Origin of the sequence: Vibrio sp. THAF190c, assembly GCF_009363355.1 — a bacterium.
GTDB lineage: Bacteria > Pseudomonadota > Gammaproteobacteria > Enterobacterales > Vibrionaceae > Vibrio > Vibrio fortis_A.
On the sequence record NZ_CP045338.1, the window covers coordinates 2,583,558 to 2,609,850 of the forward strand.

At 46.4% G+C, this 26,293-nt stretch carries 18 protein-coding genes; 10 read left to right on the top strand and 8 right to left on the bottom strand.

What is annotated here, in order from left to right; all coding sequences use genetic code 11:
* Nucleotides 1-109: 109 nt before the first annotated feature.
* Nucleotides 110-427, bottom strand: a complete 318-nt coding sequence (locus tag FIV04_RS11535; protein ID WP_032551623.1) for a DUF3622 domain-containing protein — start codon at nt 425-427, stop codon at nt 110-112.
* Between the two features lie 355 nt (nt 428-782).
* Between FIV04_RS11535 and FIV04_RS11540 the strand changes: the two genes are divergently transcribed.
* The gene (locus tag FIV04_RS11540; protein WP_152469195.1) at nt 783-1,787 is read left to right on the top strand and encodes an adenosine deaminase; all 1,005 of its coding nucleotides are present in this window, start codon (nt 783-785) and stop codon (nt 1,785-1,787) included.
* A gap of 73 nt (nt 1,788-1,860) precedes the next feature.
* Here FIV04_RS11540 and FIV04_RS11545 read toward each other — a convergent pair whose 3' ends face one another.
* Nucleotides 1,861-3,045: an NnrS family protein gene (locus FIV04_RS11545; protein WP_152469196.1), complete on the bottom strand. Its 1,185-nt coding sequence runs from the start codon at nt 3,043-3,045 to the stop codon at nt 1,861-1,863.
* Nucleotides 3,046-3,321: 276 nt separating this feature from the next.
* On the opposite strand from FIV04_RS11545, the gene FIV04_RS11550 reads away from it, so the two are divergent.
* Nucleotides 3,322-3,879, top strand: coding sequence for a gamma-glutamylcyclotransferase family protein (locus FIV04_RS11550; RefSeq protein WP_032551621.1), 558 nt, complete (start codon nt 3,322-3,324; stop codon nt 3,877-3,879).
* Between the two features lie 4 nt (nt 3,880-3,883).
* On the opposite strand, the gene FIV04_RS11555 is transcribed toward FIV04_RS11550, so the two are convergent.
* A complete protein-coding gene (locus tag FIV04_RS11555) occupies nt 3,884-4,216 on the bottom strand; it encodes a tRNA-binding protein (protein ID WP_152469197.1) in 333 nt (110 codons plus the stop codon).
* 187 nt (nt 4,217-4,403) lie between these two features.
* Between FIV04_RS11555 and FIV04_RS11560 the strand changes: the two genes are divergently transcribed.
* Nucleotides 4,404-5,405, top strand: coding sequence for a substrate-binding domain-containing protein (locus tag FIV04_RS11560; protein ID WP_150869170.1), 1,002 nt, complete (start codon nt 4,404-4,406; stop codon nt 5,403-5,405).
* A gap of 144 nt (nt 5,406-5,549) precedes the next feature.
* Here FIV04_RS11560 and galM read toward each other — a convergent pair whose 3' ends face one another.
* From galM to galE, 4 genes are all read right to left on the bottom strand, one after another.
* Nucleotides 5,550-6,620, bottom strand: a complete 1,071-nt coding sequence (galM, locus tag FIV04_RS11565; RefSeq protein WP_152469198.1) for a galactose-1-epimerase — start codon at nt 6,618-6,620, stop codon at nt 5,550-5,552.
* A 106-nt stretch (nt 6,621-6,726) separates the two neighbouring features.
* Nucleotides 6,727-7,887: a galactokinase gene (gene galK / locus FIV04_RS11570; protein WP_152469199.1), complete on the bottom strand. Its 1,161-nt coding sequence runs from the start codon at nt 7,885-7,887 to the stop codon at nt 6,727-6,729.
* Nucleotides 7,888-8,118: 231 nt separating this feature from the next.
* The gene (locus tag FIV04_RS11575; protein ID WP_152469200.1) at nt 8,119-9,171 is read right to left on the bottom strand and encodes a UDP-glucose--hexose-1-phosphate uridylyltransferase; all 1,053 of its coding nucleotides are present in this window, start codon (nt 9,169-9,171) and stop codon (nt 8,119-8,121) included.
* Nucleotides 9,172-9,378: 207 nt separating this feature from the next.
* Nucleotides 9,379-10,389, bottom strand: a complete 1,011-nt coding sequence (galE, locus tag FIV04_RS11580) for a UDP-glucose 4-epimerase GalE (protein ID WP_152469201.1) — start codon at nt 10,387-10,389, stop codon at nt 9,379-9,381.
* A gap of 391 nt (nt 10,390-10,780) precedes the next feature.
* Between galE and ebgR the strand changes: the two genes are divergently transcribed.
* The 7 genes from ebgR to ygjK all read left to right on the top strand — a co-directional run bounded on the left by ebgR (nt 10,781) and on the right by ygjK (nt 22,983).
* Nucleotides 10,781-11,764, top strand: a complete 984-nt coding sequence (gene ebgR / locus FIV04_RS11585) for a transcriptional regulator EbgR (protein WP_150869175.1) — start codon at nt 10,781-10,783, stop codon at nt 11,762-11,764.
* A gap of 321 nt (nt 11,765-12,085) precedes the next feature.
* The gene (ebgA, locus tag FIV04_RS11590) at nt 12,086-15,202 is read left to right on the top strand and encodes a beta-galactosidase subunit alpha (RefSeq protein ID WP_152469202.1); all 3,117 of its coding nucleotides are present in this window, start codon (nt 12,086-12,088) and stop codon (nt 15,200-15,202) included.
* Nucleotides 15,203-15,205: 3 nt separating this feature from the next.
* Nucleotides 15,206-15,658, top strand: coding sequence for a beta-galactosidase subunit beta (locus FIV04_RS11595; protein ID WP_032551613.1), 453 nt, complete (start codon nt 15,206-15,208; stop codon nt 15,656-15,658).
* Nucleotides 15,659-15,787: 129 nt separating this feature from the next.
* Entirely contained in the window at nt 15,788-17,212 is a 1,425-nt protein-coding gene (locus tag FIV04_RS11600; protein WP_150869178.1) for an amino acid permease, read from the top strand.
* 544 nt (nt 17,213-17,756) lie between these two features.
* A complete protein-coding gene (locus FIV04_RS11605; RefSeq protein ID WP_150893609.1) occupies nt 17,757-19,190 on the top strand; it encodes an amino acid permease in 1,434 nt (477 codons plus the stop codon).
* A gap of 343 nt (nt 19,191-19,533) precedes the next feature.
* On the top strand, nt 19,534-20,592 hold the full coding sequence (gene ygjJ, locus FIV04_RS11610; protein ID WP_152469203.1) for a protein YgjJ: 1,059 nt from the start codon (nt 19,534-19,536) through the stop codon (nt 20,590-20,592).
* Nucleotides 20,593-20,607: 15 nt separating this feature from the next.
* Entirely contained in the window at nt 20,608-22,983 is a 2,376-nt protein-coding gene (gene ygjK / locus FIV04_RS11615; RefSeq protein WP_152469204.1) for an alpha-glucosidase, read from the top strand.
* A 157-nt stretch (nt 22,984-23,140) separates the two neighbouring features.
* Here ygjK and FIV04_RS11620 read toward each other — a convergent pair whose 3' ends face one another.
* Entirely contained in the window at nt 23,141-26,248 is a 3,108-nt protein-coding gene (locus FIV04_RS11620) for a beta-galactosidase (protein WP_152469205.1), read from the bottom strand.
* Nucleotides 26,249-26,293 lie beyond the last annotated feature (45 nt).

Below are 26,293 nucleotides of genomic sequence, written 5' to 3' on the forward strand. Positions count from 1 at the left end.
TCGCTTGCCCAGCAATAAAACAAACTCCACAAAAAAGGCCCCAGTCGCTCAATACGATTGGGGCCTTTCTTTACTAGGTGAGTAAACTCAATCTAGTAGAATCTGAATCTTATTCAGCGTCAAGCTCAGCTGCTGCGCGAGCTTTTGCACGTGCCTCACGCGCTTGCTCAGCTTTTAGCTCTTTAGCGTGGCGCAGTTCATCACGCTCTTTACGCTGCTCTGCTTTACGCTCGTTACGCTCAGCTTGGTTAGCAACGAAAGATGCCAGCTCTTTCTCTGCCCACTCTTGTGCTTGAGCTTCAGTTTCAAAACCCGTTTCACGCTTAGAAACGCGAGTTGAGCGAGAAGTTACTTGACGAGTAATCTCTGCACACCAGCCATTGCGTTTTTCTGAAAGGCGGATATCAAATTTTTTGGTCTTAGACATGTTCTGTATTTTCCTAAGGGAGATCATTAAGGGATCGGTCAACTTTGATAACTCCATCTATGTGAGCATCTTTTAACACCATCCCTTGGTAAGCGCGGTATTAGAGCACAAATACATAAACATTGCTGCAAATATTTGCAGCGGATCACACCCCAATTGTGCAAATCGTTTGCGACTCAGTGTTCTCGATTTCATTCCTCCTTTCTTCCCCTCCATTTTGCAGAGAATAAAGCGTTAATGATGAAATGAACTATGCTCAAACATAGGCAAGTGAACCCACTAATCGACTCGATTACCCATCAATGTTCAATGTCTTAACTACTCCGCCCATAATTAAAATAGCTAAGGAGTCGCTATGGATAGCTTCATCAAAAATCTACCGAAAGTTGAGCTGCACCTACATATAGAAGGCACACTCGAACCAGAACTGATGTTTGAATTGGCAAAACGCAACAACATCGACATCCCATTCGACAGTCCAGATCAAGTGCGTCAAGCGTATCAATTTCACAACCTACAATCGTTTCTCGATATCTATTATCAAGGTGCCAATGTCCTGATTCACGAGCAAGATTTCTACGACCTGACATGGGCTTACCTGCTCAAATGCCAACAAGACAATGTGATTCATACCGAGATCTTTTTTGACCCTCAAACCCACACTGAGCGAGGGATTGGATTTGAAACAGTGATCGCTGGCATCACTCGCGCCCTCAAACAGGCCGATCAAGAGCTCGGAATCAGCAGTCAATTGATCATGTGTTTCTTACGCCACCTTGATGAAGAGAGCGCCTTCGCCACTCTCAGTAAAGCCCTTCCCTACAAAGAGCACATTATTGGCGTCGGGCTCGATTCATCTGAAATGGGCCACCCACCAGAAAAGTTTCAACGTGTGTTTCAAGAGGCACTCAACCACGGCTTCCTCAGTGTGGCGCACGCGGGTGAAGAAGGGCCGGCTCAGAACATTCGAGATGCCATCGAGATGTTAGGTGTTACTCGTATCGACCACGGTGTGCGCTGCAGTGAAGATCCTGAGCTCGTAGCAGAGCTGTCCGCGCATCGTATGCCTTTAACGGTGTGCCCTTTGTCGAACACCAAACTAAAAGTGTTTGAGACTATGCAGCAGCACAACATCGTTGAGCTTTTAAGAAAAGGGTTATGTGTAACCATAAACTCGGATGACCCAGCCTACTTCGGTGGCTACATGAACGATAACTTCTTAGCCGTTGCGCACGCTCATGAGATCACCAAACAAGAGCTCGCACAATTTAGCATCAACGCCATCGAAGCGAGTTTCATCTCCCCTCATGCCAAGGAAGATATGATCACCCAAGTTCGACACTACCTCACCAATCACTAAAATCGACTAAAAGGTCTAAAACGAAAAAAGGAAGCACAGCGCTTCCTTTTTCACTATTCATAGACCTAATCAGTTAACCCGGATGGCCATCAACTCTTGGCGTTAGCAACATCATGCCAAATTTAAGCACATACATACCAAACGCAAGTACCCATAAACCCGCACTAATATTAACGATAGGCATCATGTAAGCAGGGAACAAACTCACTCCAACACTGCGTAATAACGCGGCCAGAATTAAGGCTGCAAATGCCACAGCCATGTTCGGTCCTTTGTAGATAGCACGCCCTGTATGACCCATAGTGACACGAGCAATCATCGCCAAGATCAAGCCACTTAAACCACCAATTGCGAATAAGTGAATCATGTTGTGTCCTGCAAATGGGTTATCCAGTAAGCCACGTAGCAACAGACTCAACGGAATACATAGATATGCTGCATGCAGTGACCAAACCAACGGCTCAGATAGCGTCGCCCAAGGTTTCCAGCGAATCACACGCACCAACTGAGCAATACCAGCAAACATCATCAGAGGCTTACCGACTTCGACAAACGTTAGTGGGAAGAAGCTCAACACAAACAGTCCGACCAAAGGCAGGTTGGATAACCACTCAAGCCATAGCAAGGGTTGTGGCTTATCAAAGTTAAAGCGACGTGCGGTGAAGAATGGGATGACTCTCCCTCCCATCACAGACAACAGCAGCGTAAACCACCACAGCATTGCGTGCCAAACCGCTGAAGGAGGAAATGGCGGCATCCCCTTAATGGTTGCATAGCTGGCAAAATTCGCCACGATTGCCAAAACAAACAGCGGAACGAAGAATAGATTTTTCCACCCTTTGGCATGCACCACTCGAAAACCAATTTCGTAAGCTGCAAAAGCCAAAAACAGCGCTTCAATCGACGAAATTAACCACAATGGTGCTGGTGTCCAAAACAGAATTCGAGGTGCGAGCCAAAGGCCAACCAAAGCTCCGAGGCGATAGTGTTTAGTACCGTTGACGCCCGTCCATGTCTGTACCGCGGTTAACACAAACCCGACAACAATCGCCATCGAGAAACCAAACAGCATCTCATGAACATGCCACCACAAGGCTGGCACTTGTAAGATTTCGGGTTGACCGTTTTGGAACATGTATACCCAAAGAACAATGGCGAGCACCGCATAGATGCTACCGAGGAAGAAAAAGGGTCTAAAGCCCAAGCGTAGATAAGCGGGAATCGCATCCTCGACACTTTTGTCTGTGATATTTAACAAAGTCGCTCCTAAATTAATAAGCGTATCGCCAAAACGGATTCGAGAGTGGTTTGGCGATAGATTCACATATAACTAGGTCAATGCATGAAGCATTCCAACATACTAAACCACTGTATTTATTGACTTTAGGAAGACTCATTTGTCGATATAGAGTCAATTAAACACATCACAAAGAGTCAATAAGACACAATAAAGTCTTTCAGTTATATGCTGACTTTTATTGGCTTCCCCCATATAGTAGGTGAGGCTTTCAACAATAAACAGACAAGGATAGCGATGTATATTTTTGGCTATGGCAGTTTAATCAACTCCTCTTCACGACAACTCACCGGACAGACCGGAAAAGCAATCCCAGCGATAGTCGATGGTCTAGTAAGGCACTGGAGTAAAATCGATGACAGCTATGTGATCTCTCCTTTGATCGTGAATCAAGGGCAAGGTCAGGTAAATGGGGTATTACTTGAGGTCGATGACGTGGCGCTGGCCGAGTTTGATCGTCGCGAGCGCGGCTATCACCGAATTGAGTTAGATCCCGATCAAATCGAAGCGCATCAAGGCTTTGATCCTTCCCAAACGATCTGGGTTTACATTAAAGATGAGATTGAAGCGCCCTGCAGCAATAGCCCGATTGTTCAGACTTATGTCGATACGGTCATTGCAGGCTGCTTAGAGATATCAGAAAGTTTCGCTTCTCACTTTGTGCAACATACACAGGGTTGGCAACACCCTATGATTAATGATCGCCACCAGCCTAAATATGGCAATTTGGCAGGCGTGTCTGAGCACCACCACAGCATCATTGATGACCTACTTCTAGTGGTGCGCAGCTCGTAAGTTACTAAACGATGCGAACCCCTGCTGGCATCACACGCTCTGGTGTCAGCAGTACACTCTCTGACTCATCGTCTGTTTCAGCACACAGCAACATGCATTCCGATGTATGCCCGCGCATCTTGGCCTTCGCCAGATTACACAGCACCACCACTTGCTTGCCCATCAACTCTTCCTCTGTGTAGTAAGGTACTAGGCTGGTGACTGTCTGCAAGGTTTTCTCACCGACATCAACCTGAACAATATAGAGTTTGTCTGCGTTCTCATGACGAGCAACCTCAATGATCTTACCTACACGCATCTCTAGCTTAGCGAAATCGCCGTACGCAATCGTATCCATATCTATTCCCTTGTTATTGATGAAATTAACTTTTACTTAATTTTAGTAAAGTGTAAACATTTACACTAGCACTAAAGCTAATAATTACAAGCGGTAAAGATCTCAATATTGGAAGTAAAAGATAAGTTTGATTGCCATACTATCAGCGACGGTGTTAAATAGGAGCGGTACTGAGTAGAGGTTAAAAATGGCAACAATAAAAGATGTGGCAAAGGAAGCGGGCGTATCTGTCGCAACCGTTTCCCGTGTAATTAACAAGTCCCCTAAGGCAAGTGCAAGCTCTATCGAGTCGGTCACACAGGCCATGAAAAAGCTGGGTTACCGCCCTAACGCCAATGCTCGTGCATTAGTCAGCCAAAGCACCAATACTGTCGGTGTTTTGGTTGGTGATATCTCAGACCCCTTCTTCGGTACGCTGGTAAAATCGGTAGACAATGTGGCGCGTGAAAACGGCAAACACATTTTGGTCGGTAATGGTTCTCACGATCGCGAAGAAGAGAAGCAAGCCATCGAACTCTTAATCAACAACCGTTGCGAGTCTTTAGTGATTCACTCCAAAGGTCTTACCGATGAAGAGCTGATCGCTTATGCGAAAGAAGTGAAGGGCTTGGTAGTCATCAACCGCTATATCGAAGAGATTGGCGAGCGCTGTATCTTCCTCGATAACCAAAAAGGCGCCTACCTCGCTACTGAATACCTTATCCGTCATGGTCATCGCAATATCGCCTGCATCGCCTCATCAATTAACATTGAAGATGCTGACGAACGTGTTCAGGGCTATCGAGCAGCACTGAGTGACTACAACATCGAGTTGCCAGAGAGCTACATCGAAAGCTCACAACCAAGCAGCGAAGGCGGTGAATACGCCATGACTAACCTGCTCACCAAATCGCTACCGATTACTGGCATCGTCGCTTACAACGATTACATGGCAGCTGGCGCGCTTTCAGTCCTCGATGAGAATGGTATTCAAGCACCCGATCAAATGTCAATTGTCGGCTTTGATGACGGTTTAATCGCTCGCTACGTCTCACCAAAGCTGACCACCATTCGTTACCCAATTCAGATCATGGCAGAGAAAGCGACACGCCTAGCTTTGCAGCTTGCCAAACAGGAAGTGACCAGTTCAGAAACCATGAGGTTCTCACCGACTCTGGTACGCCGAAACTCAGTATCTAAAGTGAGTTAAAAAGATAAAAAAAAGCCCTAGCGAAAACCGTTCGCTAGGGCTTTGTTACCATACTCTCACTAATGTATCTTTAGTCATTCCCTCGTCAGTAATCTCCCCATAACGAGGTTCACCAAATCCTTTGAGCTGAGTGGTTCGGTCTGATTAATCCCCCGAAAATTCAAACTGATAGCAAGTTTGGTAGCGATACTCTTGTTCAGGTCTAAGAATACAACTCTCTTGCTTCCACTCTGGATGGTTTGGCGAGTCTGGTAAAAACTGAGTTTCCAACGCGACACCTGCGTAGTCTTGGTAGCTTGTATCAGAGCGATTTGGCGTTCCTGCCAACCAGTTTCCGGTGTAAAGCTGCATTGCAGGCTTAGTCGTAAACACTTTTAAAGTGACAAGTGCGTCGGGCGAAGTCACCGTCGCTGCACATTTCCCAGCGCGGCACTCTTCTGCTAACAAAAACGAATGGTCATAGCCTTTGGCATTTTTCTGCTGTTCATCGCCCATCAAACGCTCTGAGATCATCGTAGGCCGATTGAAGTCAAAACTGGTCGACTTCACCGACTTAAGTCCGCTCAAAGGAATGCCAGATTTGTCTGTTGGTAAGAATTGAGACGCGTTAATGCTGACAATGTGCGACAAGCAGTCTTGTTCTAGCTCAGCACCTAACAGGTTAAAGTAGGCATGATTGGTGAGGTTAACCACCGTCTCTTTATCGGTCGTTGCAAAGTAGTCGATGGACACACTGTTGTCTTCCGTCAGCTGGTAACTCACCGATACCTTGAGTGTGCCCGGGAATCCTTGATCACCATCTGGAGACGTTAACGTATAGGTTACTGAGCTTTCGGTTTGCTCCTGAACCTGCCAACGCCTCTTATCAAAACCGTTAGGACCGCCATGCAGAGTATTCCCTGCTTGATTCACATCGACCTTGTGGTTGGTACCGTCGATCTTAAAGCGGCCTTTCGCAATGCGATTCGCGTAGCGACCGACAGTGGTTCCCATATAACTGGCTTGCTTGTTGAAGTTTTCCATTGAGTTAACACCCAATAGAACTTCTCTCTTATTGCCTTTCAGTGGCAGGATACAGCTCAACCAGGTCGCGCCAATATCCATCAGTGTCACTTCCATGCCGTGTTGGTTGGTCAGTGTCACCAACTTGGCAGGTTGCCCATCATAGGCTGCCGTTTGAGTCATTGACTGATGCAAACTTTGCGCTTGTGTCATCCTACATTCCTTCCTAGTGCCAGCAAAAAGCCTCTACAAAAGTGCAAAGGCTTTACTATTTGGCCTACCATGATCTTTTTACTTCTGTAGGCCTATAATCAGAGGGTTAGATTACTTCAACTAAGCCCGCACCGTCTTTCGCTTGGCACACATAAATGGATTCTTTTAGGCCCGTCGCCGCTTGATATTTCTGTTCTACCGTCGCTTTGATGTCATCAACCAAGGTTGGTGGAACTAAAGCTACGATACAGCCACCAAAGCCACCGCCTGTCATACGTACGCCGCCCTGATCGCCAATCACCTCTTTAACCATCTCAACCAAAACGTCGATCTCTTTCACTGTGATTTCAAAGTCATCGCGCATTGAAGCATGAGATTCCGCCATCAACTCACCCATGCGTTTCATGTCGTGGTTGCGCAGTGCGACCGCCGCTTCTTCAGTACGATCGTTCTCAGTGATTACGTGGCGAGCGCGCTTAGCCACCATCTCATCCAACTCGTCGACTTTGGCATTGAATTGTTCAATGGAGACATCACGCAGTGCAGGTACGCCAAAAATACGCGCCGCTTCTTCACACTGTTCGCGACGAGTGTTGTATTCACTGTCGACCAACCCACGCTTCTTGTTGGAGTTGATGATCACTACTGCCATGTCCTCAGGCATCGAAACTGGCGTCGTTTCTAGACTACGACAATCTAACAGCATCGCATGGTTCGCTTGGCCTTCTGCTGAGATCATTTGGTCCATGATGCCGCAGTTACAACCAACAAACTCGTTCTCAGCTTGCTGGCCGTTCAATGCGATCTCCGCTTGGGTGATCTCTAGGTTGTAGAGCACCTTAAAGGTTTGACCGATAACCACTTCTAAAGCCGCCGAAGAGCTTAATCCTGCGCCTTGAGGCACGTTACCCGTTACCGAGATATCGGCACCGTTAAACTCATAGCCACGCGCTTTCAGACATTTCACCACACCACGAATGTAGTTCGCCCACATCTTGTCTTGTTGAAAAGTGATCTCTTGAGTCAAGTCGAACTCGTCCACTGCATCACCGTAATCAACCGATACTACTCGTACGATATTGTCGTCACGTTTTGCTGCCGCCACTACGGTTTGGTAGTTAATGGCACACGGTAGGACAAAACCATCATTGTAGTCGGTATGTTCACCAATTAGGTTTACACGACCCGGAGCTTGGATGATGTGAGTCGGAGCGTAATTGAGTACCGCATTGAAAGACGCTTTTGCGTTTTGGATTAGATCAGACATAGGAGACTCTCTGGTTAAACTTTAATTCAATTGATTGTGGCCCCTTACTGGCACCACTTTAATTCTGTTCGATTCCCTATCTCGTTCGTCCTCCTCTATCGGGAATGACAACATCAGCTTTTTAGCTTGTAGATTCCTAGGAACGTCACTTCTTAGGCGTCTCTCCAGTTGTCATTCCAGAATCGAGGGACGAGATATCTGGAATCTCGTTGTTACTTACCAAGCAGCGGGTTACTGCTCTTTGTAATGCACGTCACTCAAATCACGTAGACGCTGCGCCGCTTGCTCTGCCGTCAGATCACGTTGCGATTCAGCCAGCATTTCATAACCCACCATGAACTTGCGTACCGATGCGCTACGCAATAGTGGTGGATAGAACAGTGCGTGTAGCTGCCAATGATCAATGTCGGTCCCCTCTTCGAAGAATGGCGCATAGTGCCAGCCCATCGAGTATGGGAATGAACATTGGAATAGATTGTCGTAGCGGCTTGTTAGCTTCTTAATCGCAACCGCCAAATCATCGCGTTGCTCGTCAGTCAGTTCGCTCATACGACGAATGTGTGTCTTTGGCAGCAACATGGTTTCGAACGGCCACGCTGCCCAATAAGGTACAACGGCAATCCAATGTTCCGTTTCAACCACAGTGCGTGAGCCGTCTTTCATTTCAGCTTCAACATAATCCACTAATAGGTTTGAACCTTGTTGTTCGAAGTATTCTTTTAGAAGCTTCTCTTTACGTTCAATCTCATTTGGCAGAAAGCTGTTCGCCCAGATCTGACCGTGTGGGTGAGGCTGAGAACAGCCCATAGTCTCGCCTTTGTTTTCAAACGCTTGAACCCATAGGTAATCTTTACCTAATTCTTCAATCTGCTCGTTCCAGGTATCAATCACACCGCGGATTTTATTGACCGGTAACTCTGGCAGTGTTTTGCTGTGGTCTGGCGAGAAACAGATCACGCGGCTCAACCCTCGAACACCTTGAGTCTTAAATAGAGGGTTTTCAGACTCTGGAGCGTCAGGCGAGTCAGGCATCAACGCCGCGAAATCATTACTAAATACGTAAGTTCCGTCGTAGTCTAGGTTTACATCACCCGAGATACGTGTGTTGGTTGGACAAAGAAAACACTCTTTGTCGTACGCTGGAAGCTGTTCGGTTGATGGCTTCTCGTCTTGACCACTCCAAGGACGTTTCGCACGGTGTGGTGATACCAAAATCCACTGACCCGTTAGTGGGTTATAACGGCGGTGCGGGTGATCGACTGGGTTAAATTCAACTTTTGACATACTTACATTGCTCTTAATTTTTGTGTTCTTGGCACATCCACCAAGATAAATAATTCTTCTACAAGGAGATTCCCTATCACGCTCGTCCCTCGCTGTAGGGAATGACGTAAAGGTTCATAGCGTTAGGAACCAAGTACTCACTCGTCATTCCAGAATCGAGGTACGAGATATCTGGAATCTCTCTTTTCTCACGAACCTAAAATCTTCTTAATAGCCATTAGGGTTGTTGGACTGCCAATTCCACGTATCCGCCGTCATTTCATCAACGCTGCGAGTCGCTTTCCAACCTAGATCTCGCTCGGCTTTTTCAGTACTTGCCCAACACTCGGCAATATCTCCCGGGCGACGTGGACAGATTTCATAAGGGACTGGCTTACCAGAGGCTTTTGCAAAGGCTTCTACCATCTCTAGAACACTTGAGCCTTTACCTGTGCCTAGGTTGTAGATATGCAAACCCGCTTTCTCACCGACCGCTTTTAGTGCTGCAACGTGCCCATCGGCTAAGTCCATTACGTGGATGTAATCACGAACGCCTGTACCATCTGGAGTTGGGTAATCGTTACCAAATACCGCTAACTTCTCACGGCGACCGACGGCCACTTGAGCGATAAATGGCATTAAGTTATTTGGAATGCCTTGCGGGTCTTCACCCATAGTGCCTGATGGGTGTGCGCCAACCGGGTTGAAGTAGCGAAGCAGCGTTACGCTCCAATCGTTTTCGGCGTTAAACAGATCGCTCAAACACTCTTCAACCATGTATTTACTGCGCCCGTAAGGATTAGTTGTTGCACCTGTAGGAGAATCTTCAGTAATTGGCACAACCTCTGGGTCGCCATAAACCGTTGCTGAAGAGCTGAATACGATGCTTTTTACGCCCGCTTTTTTCATGCAACGAGCCAAAACCAAAGAGCCGTTTACGTTGTTGTCGTAGTATTCAAGAGGCTTAGCCACCGATTCACCCACGGCTTTTAAGCCCGCAAAGTGAATCACAGCTTGAATGTTGTTTTCTGAAAACACGTTATCGAGGAAAGATTCGTCGCGAATATCGCCAAGGTAAAAGGTTGGGCGTTGACCTGTTAACGCTTCGATTCTCTCAAGCACCAACTCTTTGCTGTTACACAAGTTATCAACGATGATCGGCTCCATACCCGCCTGCATCATTTGAATGCAAGTATGACTTCCGATGTACCCCATGCCGCCTGTAACCAGTACTTTCACAATCAACCTCTCTCTTAATCTTGATGACACTCAAGTGGAATATCCAAACTCAATAGCGTCGCGTTAATTAAATACTAGCAGTCAATTTGGAACTAATTCTGTGATCAAAACCACGAAGTGTAAACGTTTACACAAAGTTTCACAGATAGGTCACAGAGCGAAAGACGTGATAAATGAATGGTTAGCAACCTAATCCATTGAATTTAAATAAGATAATTATGAATAGCGAAATTTGCGATATGCACTAAGAGTTCTGAACTTATTTTACTAAAAGTTAATGCAATGACTTCCAGTTTCATTACAATAGACGTTGCAGAATTAGAGAGGTGCACTGGTTTTTTCGCTCATCTATGTTTAGAGCAGCCCAGTGTTCCAATAACAGGAAGTGAGTATGGCAACGTTAAAAGATATCGCAACCGAAGCAAATGTATCATTGGCGACGGTTTCAAGGGTCCTTAATGAAGATCCAACATTGAGTGTTAAGGAAGAGACCAAAAGGCGTATCTTTGAAATTGCAGAAAAGCTGGAGTACAAAACCAGCAGCTCACGTAAAACAGTTAGCAGTAAGAAGCAGCACCATCACTTTCTTGCGCTGTACAATTACAAGCAAGAAGCTGAGGTAAACGATCCATACTACCTATCTATTCGCCACGGAATTGAAACCCAATGTGAGAAGATGGATATAGAGCTAACTAACTGTTATGAAAGTAAAATACAGTCTAGCACTAGCCCTATTACAGGTATTCTTCTTGTTGGTAGAATGTCTCCAGAAGTCATTGAGCAAGCGAAAAAACTCACTGATAACATCTGTTATGTGGACTTTACTGATCACTCAGAACCGTACGACTCCGTTGATATCGACTTAGCTCGAATCAGTAAAGAGATCACTAACTTCTTTGTTGACCAAGGCTACGACCGCATCGGCTTTATCGGCGGCCAAGATGACGTAAATACACCGGATATTCGTGAAGTCGCTTTCGCAGAGTACGGCCTTTTGAAACAAGTAGTGAGTGAACAAGATATCTATCGTGGAGATTTCTCAAGCTTGTCAGGTTATAAGCTAGCGAAGCAGATGTTAGAAACTGGCGACTATCCAAAAGCGATGTTTATTGCTTCAGATTCCATCGCAATTGGCGTATTACGTGCTATTCATGAGCATGGATTGAACATTCCTGAAGACATCGCTCTGATCAGCGTCAATGATATCCCTACGGCTAAGTTTACTTTCCCATCTTTATCAACGGTTCGTATTCACTCTGAACTGATGGGTATTCAAGGCGTTAACCTACTGATCGAGAAAGCTCGTGATGGGCGCACCATCCCACTTCGTGTTTACGTCCCAAGCAAGTTGAAGCTAAGAGATACCACAAAATAATCTTTTAATTTCAAAAAGATAGATAAAGTCACCTTCTCTAGAGGTGGCTTTTTTGTATCAAGAAAACTATCTAAACCTCTTCCTAAAATCGCCCAGATCTGCCCACCTTTCCACCACACAGCATTCTTTTAAGTCGATCACACCACGTTGTAAAAAGCCCTTAAAAAACGTGATGTAGTTAAAGTAAAACGTTTTCACCAATTTCATTTAGTAAAACTTTTACTAATAATTACCTCAGTCCAAAAAATACTCGTATTCACTACGACCCAATTACGCATAAGAACGTCGGCTAGCATTCAAATAGGCCGAGAGAGAGGCAACGTGAACAACTGGGAAAACTTCCTGAACTTACATGAGAACCGTATGGCACCACGTGCTTACTTCTTCTCATACGCATCAGAAAAAACCGCTAAAACATTTCAACGTGAACTAAGCAGTCACTTCCAACTACTGAGTGGTCAATGGAATTTCAGCTACTTCACTAACCCGCTCTTGGTTCCTGAAGAGTTTTACTCTCAAGAGATGAGCGATTGGGGCCATATTACGGTTCCAAACATGTGGCAGATGGAAGGCCACGGCGACCTTCAATACACAGACGAAGGTTTCCCTTTCCCAATTGATGTACCTTTCGTACCGTCAGATAACCCAACTGGCGCATACCAACGTTCGTTCTTTCTTGGCGACAGCTGGAACGACAAACAGACCATCATCAAGTTTGATGGTGTAGAGACTTACTTTGAAGTTTACGTAAACGGTGACTATGTCGGTTTCAGTAAGGGCAGCCGACTCACCGCTGAATTCGATATCTCTAGCCACGTAAAAGCAGGCAACAACCTACTTTCTATTCGCGTGATGCAATGGGCAGACTCCACTTACATTGAAGACCAAGACATGTGGTGGACAGGCGGTATCTTCCGTGATGTTTACCTTGTTGGTAAAGAACAACTTCACGTTCAAGATCTAACGGTTCGCACTGATTTTGACGACGCTTACCAAAGCGCTACCCTTTCGTGCAACGTTGCTCTAGAAAACCTAGCAGCAGCGACAAACGCAACTCTTGAGTACGCATTGCTTGATGGCAGCCAAGTTATCTCCCAAGGCTCAGTAGATAACTTAACGGTTCCTAACCAACAAACTGGCGGCAATGCGAACACTCAATTCTCTATCGATGTAGTGAACCCAGTTCAGTGGAACGCTGAAAACCCATACCTTTACCAACTGCTGCTGACGCTAAAAGATGCTGACGGCAAAGTGCTAGAGGTCATTCCACAACGCGTTGGTTTCCGTGACATTAAAGTTCGCAATGGTCTGTTCTACATCAACAACAAATACGTGATGTTGCATGGCGTAAACCGTCATGACAACGACCACCTAAAAGGTCGTGCAGTTGGCATGGATCGCGTAGAGAAAGACTTGGTGTTGATGAAGCAACACAACATCAACTCAGTACGTACCGCACACTACCCGAACGACCCACGCTTCTACGAGCTATGCGATATCTATGGCCTATTTGTCATGGGCGAAACCGATGTCGAAACACACGGCTTTGCTAACGTTGGCGACCTAAGCCGCATCACTAACGATCCAGCATGGGAAGCTGTGTTTGTTGAACGTATTGAACGTCATATTCACGCTCAGAAAAACCACCCTTCTATCATCATGTGGTCTCTAGGTAACGAATCAGGCTACGGCTGTAACATCCGTGCTATGTACGATGCGGCAAAAGCGATTGATGACACTCGTTTAGTTCACTACGAAGAGGACCGTGATGCTGAAGTGGTTGATGTTATCTCTACCATGTACTCACGTGCTCAGCTAATGAATGCCTTCGGCGAGTACCCACACGAAAAACCACGCATTATCTGCGAATACGCACACGCAATGGGTAACGGCCCAGGTGGCTTAACCGAATACCAAAACGTGTTCTACAAGCACGATGCAATTCAAGGTCACTACGTTTGGGAGTGGTGTGATCACGGCATCTTAGCTCGTGATGAAGCGGGTACTGAGTTTTACAAATATGGCGGTGACTACGGTGACTACCCGAACAACTACAACTTCTGCATGGACGGTTTGATCTACCCAGACCAAACACCGGGCCCAGGCTTAAAAGAGTACAAGCAGGTTATCGCACCAGTGAAGATCCGCGACTTCAATTCTGAAGACGGCACATTCACCGTTGATAACAAGTTGTGGTTCTCAAACATTGATGACTACACCATCACAGCAGAAGTTCGTGCTGAAGGCGAAACCATTGCAGTACAACACATCAAGGTTGAAGAGTTGGCTGAAAACTCTAGCCGTGAACTGACACTTAATTTGCCAGAGCTTGATGAGCGCGAAGTATTTGTGAACTTTACTGTGCGCAAAGATTCTCGCACGCCTTACAGCGAAGCGAACCACGACATTGCGGTGTACCAGTTCCAAGTGAAAGAGAACACAGCACAGCTAGAAGCCTTCATCAACAACAATGCAACGGCACTGAATGTTGAAGAGTCTCGTCTCGCCTATCTAATCAAAGGTCATAACTTCGCACTGAACTTCTCGAAAGTGAGCGGCAAGCTGACGTCATGGTTGGTCAATGGCGAAGAGATGATTAAGTCAGAACCACGAATCAACTTCTTCAAGCCAATGATCGATAACCATAAGCAAGAGCACGATGGTTACTGGGAGCCTGCACACCTACAGATCATGCAAGAGCACTTCCGCACGCTTAACGTGGAAGAGAACAATGGCAAGGTTGAAATCACGACAACCAGCATCATTGCTCCACCAGTATTCGACTTCGGTATGCGTTGTGAATACCGCTACCAAATTAATGCGGAAGGCCAATTAAACGTTGAACTAAGCGGCGAACGTTACGGTGAATACCCGCATGTGATTCCTGTGATTGGTTTTGATATGGGCATCAATGGCGACTTCGACCAAGTTCAATACTACGGTCGCGGCCCCGAAGAGAACTACCAAGACAGCCAGCAAGCCAACATGATTGATGTGTACCAATCAACCGTCGCAGACATGTTCGAGAACTACCCGTTCCCACAGAACAACGGCAACCGCCAACATGTTCGTTGGGCTGCGCTTTCAAGCCGCGCGGGCAATGGTATTGCAGTAAAACCACAGCAAGAAATCAACTTCAGTGCATGGTTCTACACCAACCAAAACCTGCACCAAGCACAACACACCATTGAGCTAGAGAAAAGCGGTTACATCACGCTAAACCTAGATCACCAAGTGATGGGCTTAGGCTCTAACTCATGGGGCAGCGAAGTGCTCGACTCTTACCGCGTGTACATGGACGAGTTCCGTTACGGCTTAACTCTGATTCCATTCCAAGCAGGCGATTGCGACGCACAGCACCTAATCAATCACAACTTTGGCGATGAGTTTTTTACGGCGAATGCACTAAAAGCTCAACAACAACTGAACGAGGCATAAACGATGATCGTTTTAGAGAACTTAGAACAATTTAAAGTCGTCTACCGTGATGGTCGTAAATGGCAACGCTGTGTAGAAGCGATTGAAAACATCGGCAACATCAAAGATGGCGTGATGTATTCAATTGGTGACTCACTGGCCTACATGATTGAAGACGGCGTGGCTCGCAACACAGAAAACTTCACCGGTAATCGTCGTTACTTCGATGTGCACTACTACCTAGAAGGCCGTGAAACGGTTGAGTTCGCAGCGAAGTCAGAGCTAGAGCAAATCCAAGCTTACAGCGATGAAACCGACCGTGAACACTTAGTGGGTAACGGCGAAACTCGTGAGCTGGCAGAAGGCCAAGTGGCCATTTTTGACAACAACCAGGCTTACCGTTTCCACGGTGATAGCCGAGTTCGCAAAGTGGTATTGAAAGTGACCATTGAAGACGGTTACTTCCTCAACAAATAACAACAACCCTATTTATTCGCAGAGTGAGCCTTGCCGTTCAGGCTCACTGAATAATTAACTCTCTAAGTCACCGAATAAAGACTTAGGACCATAACTACTATAATTACGTGATTCTCGGAGGACACTACTATGTCTGAATCTGTACGCGGAAAGTTAGGCAAATTTGCCCTACTCTCCATGACATTTGCAGCGGTATTTAACGTTCGCAACATCGTAAACAACAATATCGAATTGGGATTAAGTTCTGCCCCTATCTTTTTGCTTGCGACCCTTATCTACTTCATCCCGTTCGTGTTCATCATTGCCGAATTCGTTTCAGCAAATAAGAACTCTGAGTCAGGTATGTATGACTGGCTGAAAAAGCCACTCGGAACCAAAGCCGCTTACCTAGGTTCATTCCTATACTGGTTCGTAAACCTGTTCTGGTTTGTATCTCTGCTACCAAACGTCATTGCTTACGCCTCTTACGCGATGTTGGGCTACGAATACGCCTTCTCTCCACTAGTGACTTCGGTGATCTCGATTGTTCTATTTGCCGCTGCAACCCACATCTCGACTAAGGGTGCGACTTGGCTAGGTAAGATCTCTGAAATCGTGGCTTACGGTGTATTCGCACTCTTTGCAATCTACGTTATCGGTGCACTAATGGCGCTAGGCGGCGACCATGTTCCAGCAGAGCCAATCACGCTTCAAGCTATGTCTCCGACCATTAACTGGGCAACGCTAGGCATTATGTGTTGGATCTTCCAAGCAGCTGGCGGTGCAGAAACAGCGGCGGCTTACCTAAACGATGTAAAGGGTGGCCACAAGTCATTCATCAAGGTGATCATTGGTGCAGGTATCGCTATCGGTTCAATGTACGCTGTCGGCTCATTGCTGGTAAACGTGTTCGTTGCTCGTGAAGACCTAACCTATGCGGGTGGTATGGTTGAAATCTTCACAGGCATGGCTCAGTTCTTCAGCATCTCAGAATCTCTAGTTGGCCGCTTCGTTGGTATCGTTCTGTTCGTTGCTATGTTTGGTTCAATGATGATGTGGACAGCAGCACCAGTGAAAATCCACTTCTCTGAAATTCCGAAAGGCGTTTACGGTGAGAAAACAACAGAGCTAAACGAACATGGTGTTCCAGTCCGTGCTGCATGGTGGCAGTTTGCGTTCGTATTCGTGATGCTTGTGGTTAACGGCTTCGGCTCTGAGTCAGTACAAGACATGATGAACACTGCAATCAACCTAACAGCGGGCACCGCAATGCTACCGCCTATCTTCATCATGGTGGCGTACTTTGTGTTCCGCTTGAAGCATGACGACACACCGCGTGATTTCCGTATGGGTACTCGCACTCAAGGTATGGCCGTGGTTTCCGTACTGATTACTATCTTCGTTGTGAGCATGACAGCGTCAGCCTTCCCAACAGGTGTAGACCTAGTTCAAGCCTTCTTCATCAACGTATTTATGACAGCGGTATTCTCTGGCATTGCATGGTGGTGGATCTCTCGCTTTGAAAAGAAGCAAGCAGGTAAAGAAGCTAAGCTAGAAACCGCTAAACAGTCGTAACCTTAGTTAACCTATAACATTTATAAAAAAGCGCCTTACATTGGCGCTTTTTTCTATTTAAATCAGATAATTAAAATCACAGACTCAATAATAAAAACGCCATTCCGTCAAGTGTAAAACTCTCATAAATCGTCATAAAACCCACAGGTAAAACATTAACTAAATATATTTACTCAAGCTCACATATTTGACTAATTTCAGTTAACTTATTGGCGTCTAATCTTTAATCTTCTTGTTGAAGAGATAGCCGATTCTACACAATAAAAAACGACACAAAGTCCCTACAAGCCTTTAAATAGTCGAAGTGTAGATGTTCAACTCTTCCATCCTCTTCTTTGTTAAATATGGTCTCCACCAAGTAATAAATTTACTTAAAGAGTCATAAACACAGAGAAGACCGATCGTAAAAATAACAACAATAATCGCTCTCCCCCTCTTTAAGAAAGGGAGTTAGCAAACCAACACAATAATAAAAACGCGGTCTAGATTTTCCTCTCTAGAACCAAGTACTAACGATCATCAACGTGATTCACCGGAGAACATCATGTCCGATAATAAACGCAGTACGATAGGCAAGTTTGCCCTACTGTCTATGACTTTCGCGGCGGTATATAGCTTCAATAACATCATTAACAACAACATCGAAATCGGCCTCTCTTCGGCTCCGATGTTCTTTTTAGCAACCATCTTTTATTTTGTTCCTTTCTGTCTGATTGTTGCTGAGTTCGTATCCCTGAATAAAGACTCAGAAGCGGGTGTTTACTCATGGGTTAAAAGCTCTCTAGGAGGCCGCTGGGCATTTATTTCAGCTTACACATACTGGTTTGTTAACCTATTCTTCTTCACGTCTCTGTTGCCTAGAATCATCGCTTACGCGTCTTATGCGTTCTTGGGTTTCGAGTACATCTTCACGCCAATGACCACCGCGATATTGAGTACCATTTTGTTTGCGGTCGCGACGCATATCTCCAACAACGGCGCGAAACTACTAGGCCCTATCACCTCATTAACTTCGTCACTAATGCTGCTTCTGACCATGTCTTACATTTTGCTGTCAGGCGGTGCGTTGATCGGTGGTATCGAGCCAGCTGACCCAATCACCATTGAAGCAATGACCCCAAGCTTTAACTGGGCATTCCTAGGTGTCATCACTTGGATCTTCATGGCCGCTGGCGGTGCAGAGTCGGTCGCGGTTTACGTAAACGACATCAAAGGCGGTCACAAGTCTTTCGTTAAAGTGATCATCATTGCGGGTATCTTCATTGGTGCGCTGTACTCGGTGGGTTCTATCCTGGCTAACGTATTCGTATCTCGTGAAGAACTTAAGTTCACCGGTGGTTCAGTACAGGTTTTTGAAGGCTTAGCACTCTACTTCGGCTTACCTGAAATTCTTATGAATCGCTTTGTGGGCATCGTTTCTTTCACTGCGATGTTAGGCTCTCTACTGATGTGGACAGCGACACCGGTTAAGATTTTCTTCTCTGAAATTCCTAAAGGTATCTTTGGTGAGAAGACGGTCGCTCTGAACAAACAAGGCGTACCAGAGCGTGCAGCTTGGGTTCAGTTCTTCATCGTGATTCCGTTGATGTTCATCCCGACGCTAGCGTCTGACACGGTGCAAGATTTGATGAGCACCATCATCAACATGACTGCAGCAGCTTCTATGCTACCGCCACTGTTCATCATGATCGCGTACCTGCACTTGCGCCTGAAACTCGATCACCTACCACGTGATTTCCGCATGGGTTCCCGCCCTGTTGGTATCGCAGCGGTATCGATTCTTATCAGCATATTTACCGTGGGTTTCTTCGCATCGACCTTCCCAACAGGTGCTGACATCATGACTATCATCTTCTATAACGTCGGCGGTATCGTGATCTTCTTGGGTTACGCTTGGTGGAAGTACGGTCAATACGAGAAAAGCTTGTCTGCAGAAGAGAAGAAGCTAGAAGCACGACCTGAACCTGCAAACGCCTAAGCTAATCCTACATCCTTGTTAAAAATTCTAAGGCACTCCCCATTCGGTGAGTGCCTTGTTATTTCCCCTGTTCTATTCCTTAATTTTCATTCAATTATCAAATACTCCCCACACCAACTATTTGCCTATAAATTCAACTAAACCTCAAAATAAAACACAGGTAAAAATTTTACTAAAATAGATCACACTTTGGCGTTAAAGAGATTTTAAACAACACATTTATCAGTAATATCAGTCAGGAGAACGCGAGCAACCTGACCGCTACGCCTTGAGAGCACCCCATATTAGAAGTCAGAACTGCTTACGATTCTTCATTTACTAACCCGACACAGAAGTGAACAAAATGAAAAGTAGTTTTACTAAAACCACTCTTATTACAAGTTGTATCCTTGCTGCGCTATCGGCGAATGCCCATGCTGATGAAACAGCGGCTAACCACAGCGAGACTCAACCTCCCCAAACCGAAACTCTATTTAACTTTTACGGTGAACTTGGTCTAGGCGGTCATGTAGCCCTAGAAGGTGACGACAAAGGCCGCTACGCAGACGGAACTTACATTGAAGCTGGCTTGGCTATCGAGCATGGCAATTGGTTTGGTCTTGCTTATATGGAAGGCTGGACAGTTCAAGCCGATGACAAAGGCAATGCATGGGCGACTGGCCATGGTTGGGGCGGCTTCGAAGGTGGTTTTAACCGCTTCTACGCAGGTTACCGCACAGATGCAAAAACAGAATTTATTGTCGGTCGTATGGACTCATCTCTGGATGACGTTCAATGGTGGGGTGACCCAACGGTAGAGTACGGCTATGCGATCTCAAATACTCGTGACGTACACGTTGGTGTGAAGATCCAAAACCTAGAAGGCAAGCTGCGCTACAGCGTTTCCTTCGCTCCAGAATCTGACTTCTCTGAAGACGATGCGCTGATTCACTTTGGTAAATACGACAACTTCGCAGACCAATGGAAAGATAAAAATGCCATGGTCAACGGTTATGTCCAATACGACCTGACTGACGACCTAACACTAATGGGTGGCGGTGAAGTTCGTAATAATGACGGTGGCGAACTTCTACTATTGGGTGCTGAATACAAGAACTTTGCTACTCGTGTGTGGCACGACACTGACAAAGGCAACCAAGAGTCTTTCGGCAGTGAGTCTGGTATTCAAACCAGCGCTTGGTACGAAGTCGCGCAAGGTGTTTACCTATCTGCCGCATACAACTACGCCAACTTTGATGGCGATAACGGCGAAAAAGAGATCACTTCTTACATCAACGCAGGTGTTTGGTACGAATACGGAAACGGTGCATTTGCGACCGCTTTCGATAGCCGCTTTGGCGTAGGTAGCGACACTGAAATTGGCGACGCACAAGTGTTCGCAATGCAATACTTCTACTGGTAATAACAGGAACTCACTATGAAACTGAACATATCATTCGCAGCTATCGCTATTGGCGCAGCACTTGTTGTTACTGGTTGCGCGTCAAATACAGGCTCTGAAGAGCTTCAAGCAAATCAATTTAAAAACGTTATCGACCGCACTGGCTCACCAAAATACATGCGTGACTATGACTTCGATGACCATCAACGCTTTAACCCGTTCTTCGACCTAGGTGCATGGCACGGTCACTTGCTACCAGACACAGCTGAAGGCATGGGTGGCTTCCCGGGAACGGCGCTACTTACTGAAGAATACATTAACTTCATGGCCGATAACTTTGACCGCCTAAGCGTGTACAAAGATGGCAAGAAAGTCGAATTCACGATGGAAGCTTACAGCCTGCCGGGCGCGTTGATTCAGACCCTAAAATCTGACGATGTAACGGTAGAGATGACGCTGCGTTTTGCTTCTAACCGTACCTCTCTGCTAGAGACTAAAATCACCACTGACTCGCCAGTTGAGTTAGTGTGGGACGGTGAACTGCTTGAGAAAACACACGCGAAAGAAGGTGTCGCGCAAACCGATAAAACAATTGCCGAGACTTACCCTGATTACAATCGCCAAATCGTTGCAACCGACGATGGCCTAAAAGTCACTTTCGGTAAAGTGCGTTCAACGTGGGATCTATTGACCTCTGGCGAATCTGAATACCAAATTCATAAGTCGATTCCAACCCAAACTAAGGTCGATGGCCTAATGTTTACTTCAACCGCAAGCATTGAAGAATCAACCACCATCTACACCACATACTCACACGTGTTAACTGCAGAAGAAGCAAAAGCGGAACAGCCTGAGATCAAAAAGATCATGGCAAACCCTACCGATTTCTTAGCGGCATCGGAAGCGCGCTGGGAAGGTTACCTAGAGATGGGGTTAACCAACCCGAATGCGACGCCTGAGCAAGAGCGTGTTGCGGTAAAAGCGATGGAAACCCTAAACGGTAACTGGCGTGGTGCAGCCGGTGCGATGGAGTTTGACTCTGTGACACCTTCGGTAACAGCGCGCTGGTTCTCAGGCAACCAAACATGGCCATGGGATACATGGAAACAAGCTTACGCGATGGCGCACTTCAACCCAGACGTAGCGAAAGACAACATCCGCGCAATGTTTGCCTACCAAACTCAAGCTGACGATCCGGTTCGCCCTTGGGATGAAGGTTACGTGCCAGATCTATTGGCTTACAACCTAAGCCCAGAGCGTGGCGGTGACGGTGGTAACTGGAACGAACGTAATACTAAACCAAGCTTAGCGGCATGGGCGGTAATGGAAGTCTACAAGACCACCAGCGACGAAGCTTGGCTAGAAGAGATGTATCCAAAGCTAGTGGCATACCACGATTGGTGGCTACGTAACCGTGATAACAACGGCAATGGCGTTCCAGAATACGGCGCAGCGCGTGATAAAGCACATAACACTCCTGAAGGCGAAATGTACTTCACAGTAGTTCGTGGCGACAAACATGAGACAGTCGTAGGCCAAGCGGCGCTGGATAAAGTGATTGCAGAAGGTAACTATGACTACATCGAGAGCCCAGCTCAAACTGCTGCGTCTTGGGAATCAGGTCGTGATGATGCGGCAGCCTTTGGTTTCATCGATAAAGATCAGCTAGACGCATACGTTGCCAACGGCGGCAAACGCAGTGATTGGGATGTTGAATTCGCCCAAAATCGCGCGGAAGACGGCACCTTGTTAGGTTATTCACTGTTACAAGAGTCCGTTGACCAAGCAAGCTACATGTACAGCGATAACAAGTACCTAGCGGAAATGGCTGACATTCTTGGTAAAGATGCAGAAGCGAAAGAGTTCCGTGAAAAGGCTGAGCACCTGTCGAACTACATCAACACCTGTATGTTCGATGAAGGCACGAACTTCTACTACGACATTCGCATTGAAGATAAACCTTTAGCTAATGGCTGTGCTGGTAAACCGATTGTCGAACGTGGCAAAGGCCCTGAAGGTTGGTCACCACTGTTCAACGGTGCAGCAACCCAAGCACACGCGGATGCGGTGGTCTCTGTGATGAAAGACACCTCAGAGTTCAACACCTACGTACCACTCGGCACTGCAGCGCTATCTAACCCAGCATTCGGCCCAGATATTTACTGGCGTGGACGCGTATGGGTAGACCAGTTTTACTTCGGCTTGAAAGGAATGGACAGCTACGGTTACCGTGATGATGCGATTGAAATGGCAGGCGCTTTCTTCGACCACGCTGATGGCTTGGTACAAGACGGTCCTATCCGTGAGAACTACAACCCATTAAACGGTGAGCAGCAAGGTGCGCCAAACTTCTCTTGGAGTGCAGCTCACTTGTACATGCTTTACAACGATTTCTTTACTGACGCAGAGTAAGTCAAAGCTTTAACATCGTTCTAAAACCACTACAAAAACAAAGGCACCCAACAGATGTTGGGTGCCTTTTTCTTTGAATCAACTTTCAGCTCATTTAGGTTACTGTAGTATTTGGCCTACTATGATCTTTTTGCTCCACAAGCAGATCACCAAGCCTCTATGCACCAAAGAATCGAACCTGATAACGGTAGTGCTCTTGTGTTAATTTGAACTCATCATGCACACTTGGCGTCCATGAATCATCCCCACCAACCCCCATATGAAAGCCATCGATGTAAACAAACAACTGGTCTTGCTCGGTGAGTTCACAGGTGTGTTTGGCCTGCACAAGTTGCTGCTGTCCAAAGCGGCTGACCGAAAAATGAAAATCGCCCTGTAATTTAAATCCGCCAATAACGGCTTCACGCACATCGCAACGCAACCCACAATCGGACGGGAAAATATAAGGAGTATGCATCTGCTCTATGCTCTGCTGATAGCGACCAATATGAGCCGAGCTTTTTCTGTCTGGGTAGTTTTCATGTGGCCCACGACCAAACCATGTCACCTCATTCGACGTCTCTTTTAGCGCGAAGGATAAACCAACACGTGGCAGTGATGGCAGACCTTTGGCGGCCTGAACATGCACATCGATAATCACTTCGCCATCAGAGAACAATTGATATTGCCAAGTCGACAACAGGCGTACTTGCCCTTCAACAACATGGGCAATTTTCGACATCACAAGCACTTTGTTTTCATGCGTGAAGAAGGAGAAATCAATGCACTCTGGCGTCAGAGAATCTAATCCCGCGGCTTGCCATCGCGCTATCCATGAGTTGGGATCAACGCGATTTGCTTCACTCACACCAATATCGTTATCCAGTGGTGCACGATAGAAGTTATCACGAATGCCACTGGCAAACTGTTCAACACCGTCTTTCAACCAACTTTCCACATAGCCTGTTATACGATCGAACTCAACGCGATAACGCGCACCGACAATAGCGAGTCGCTCTTCACTCTCGATGGCCTGCGGTGGATGCTCAGAGACATTATCATCCAGCACCAGCTGTGATGATGTAGGTAAAGTGAGTTGCTCGGTGGCTGTAACGTGACCTTTGCTTGCCCACTTAGTATCTTGATGTAATCTCACTTCTAAATTTAGGTGGTTGAGCGCATTGGCCTTTTGAGGAAGCACAATGCCATCTAACTCAATCTGAATACTCGACTCTGGTTCTAACAACAGTTCAATGCTGCCACAACTTTGCTCTTCTCCATCTTGAGCAATAGACCAACAAAGGGTTTCTTTATCACTTGAGCAAAATAGGTTCTCGCTGCGCACTTCAATCACTACAGGCTCAGTCGATATCAGAGCGAATTGATAAAACTGTTGCGCCTTTTTTACCTCGTTCAAGCTCGGGTGCGGGGTTCGGTCTGGAAACACCAATCCATTGATACAGAACTGACGATCATTAATCTCATCACCAAAATCGCCACCATAGCCCCAATAAGGCTTGCCTTGTGCGTCGGTTTTGGTGATGCCTTGATCAACCCAGTCCCAGATAAAACCACCTTGCAGCCTTGGATTATCGCGAAAGGCTTGCCAGTATTTGTTAAAACTACCTAGGCTGTTGCCCATCGCGTGTGCGTACTCACATAAAATCAGCGGACGCTGCTCATTCGGCAATGCGATCGCTTTGCGAATTCCAACACGCGGCGTCACCTCTGGTTGATGAGCAACGACAGGTAAATCCCAATCCACTCGCGCATACATAGGGCACAGAATATCGGTAGCTGCGGTATCCGCCCCACCTCCTTCATATTGAACAGGTCGAGTTGGGTCGCTCTGTTTAACCCACTGATAGAGTGCATGATGGTTACGGCCAACCCCTGACTCATTGCCCAGTGACCAAATGATCACGCTAGGGTGATTTTTATCGCGTTCGACCAAGCGAGTCATGCGACGCATATAAGCATTTAGCCAAGAGGCATCGTCTGATAGGCGGCACATAGGTACTTGCCCGTGTGTTTCGATGTTTGCTTCATCAACCAAGTACAACCCATATTCATCACACAGTTCATACCAAAGTGGGTGATTAGGATAATGAGCGGTTCTCACCGCATTGAAGTTGTTTTTCTTGATGAGTTTAATGTCTTGAATCATGCCCTCACGAGTCATGGTATGCCCAAGTTCAGGGTGATGCTCGTGTCGATTCACGCCGCGAATTAGCAGCGGCTTACCATTAACTTTAAGCAGGCCATCGTTGATCTCGACACTGCGAAAACCGACATCGTAAGCTTCGCAATCGAGCAGCTCGCCTTGTTCATTCTCTAACGAGATAACACAGCGATAGAGATAGGGAGATTCAGCACTCCATTTGTGGGGGTTAGCAACGGAATTTTGGCTGTATGCAACTTCCTGCCAAGGCCCTTTTTCATCGACATATCGTTGGCCAAAACCGACAACATCAGGTTCAATGACTTTCTGAGCTTGCGCATCATACAATTCAATTTTTACCTGATAAGCATCGCTACTGCCGTCACTGTTTTTTGATATTTTCACATCAACACAGAGCTGCGCGTCGCGATAAGCAGCGTCTAATTGAGTTTCAATTTTTACATCTTCGATCGTAGTCTTCGGCTTAGTGAGCAATGTAACGTCGCGGAATATGCCGCTCAACCACCACATATCTTGGTCTTCAAGATACGAGCCATCTGACCAGCGTAACACCATAACTGCTAACGAGTTCTCTCCCGCTTTGACAAACGCCGATAAGTCAAACTCAGCAGGCAAACGGCTGTCTTGTGAATAGCCAACCCACTTGCCGTTACACCACAAATGAAAAGCAGAGTTGACGCCATCGAACACAATTCTGTGGGTATTCGCCAATGCTTGCTCTGTGCATTGAAAAGAGGTTCGGTACAGCCCTGTCGGGTTATCGCGAGGCACAAATGGCGGATTATCCGCAAACGGGTACTTCACATTGGTATAAATTGGTTTGTCATAGCCTTGCATCTGCCAGTTACTCGGCACCTCAATCGAGCCCCAGGTTGTATCGTCAAAATGCTCTGCAACCATGGCTTCACTAACCAACTCTGGCGCATCAAACAGCTGAAACTTCCAGACCCCATTTAAAGATTTGGTATTCGAAGCTGTTCGTGCAAGAGCACCTTCTCGAGAGGTATACGCCTTCAAAGGAGCATGCGCTTCCAGCACGTTATGATGTGTAATGTGTTGGTTTTCCCACTCACGAGCGGAGATGATTTGAGAGAAGCTTCTCATTAACTGTTCCTTGCAATAAGCCGTTCAGAGTGTGTCATTGTCAAT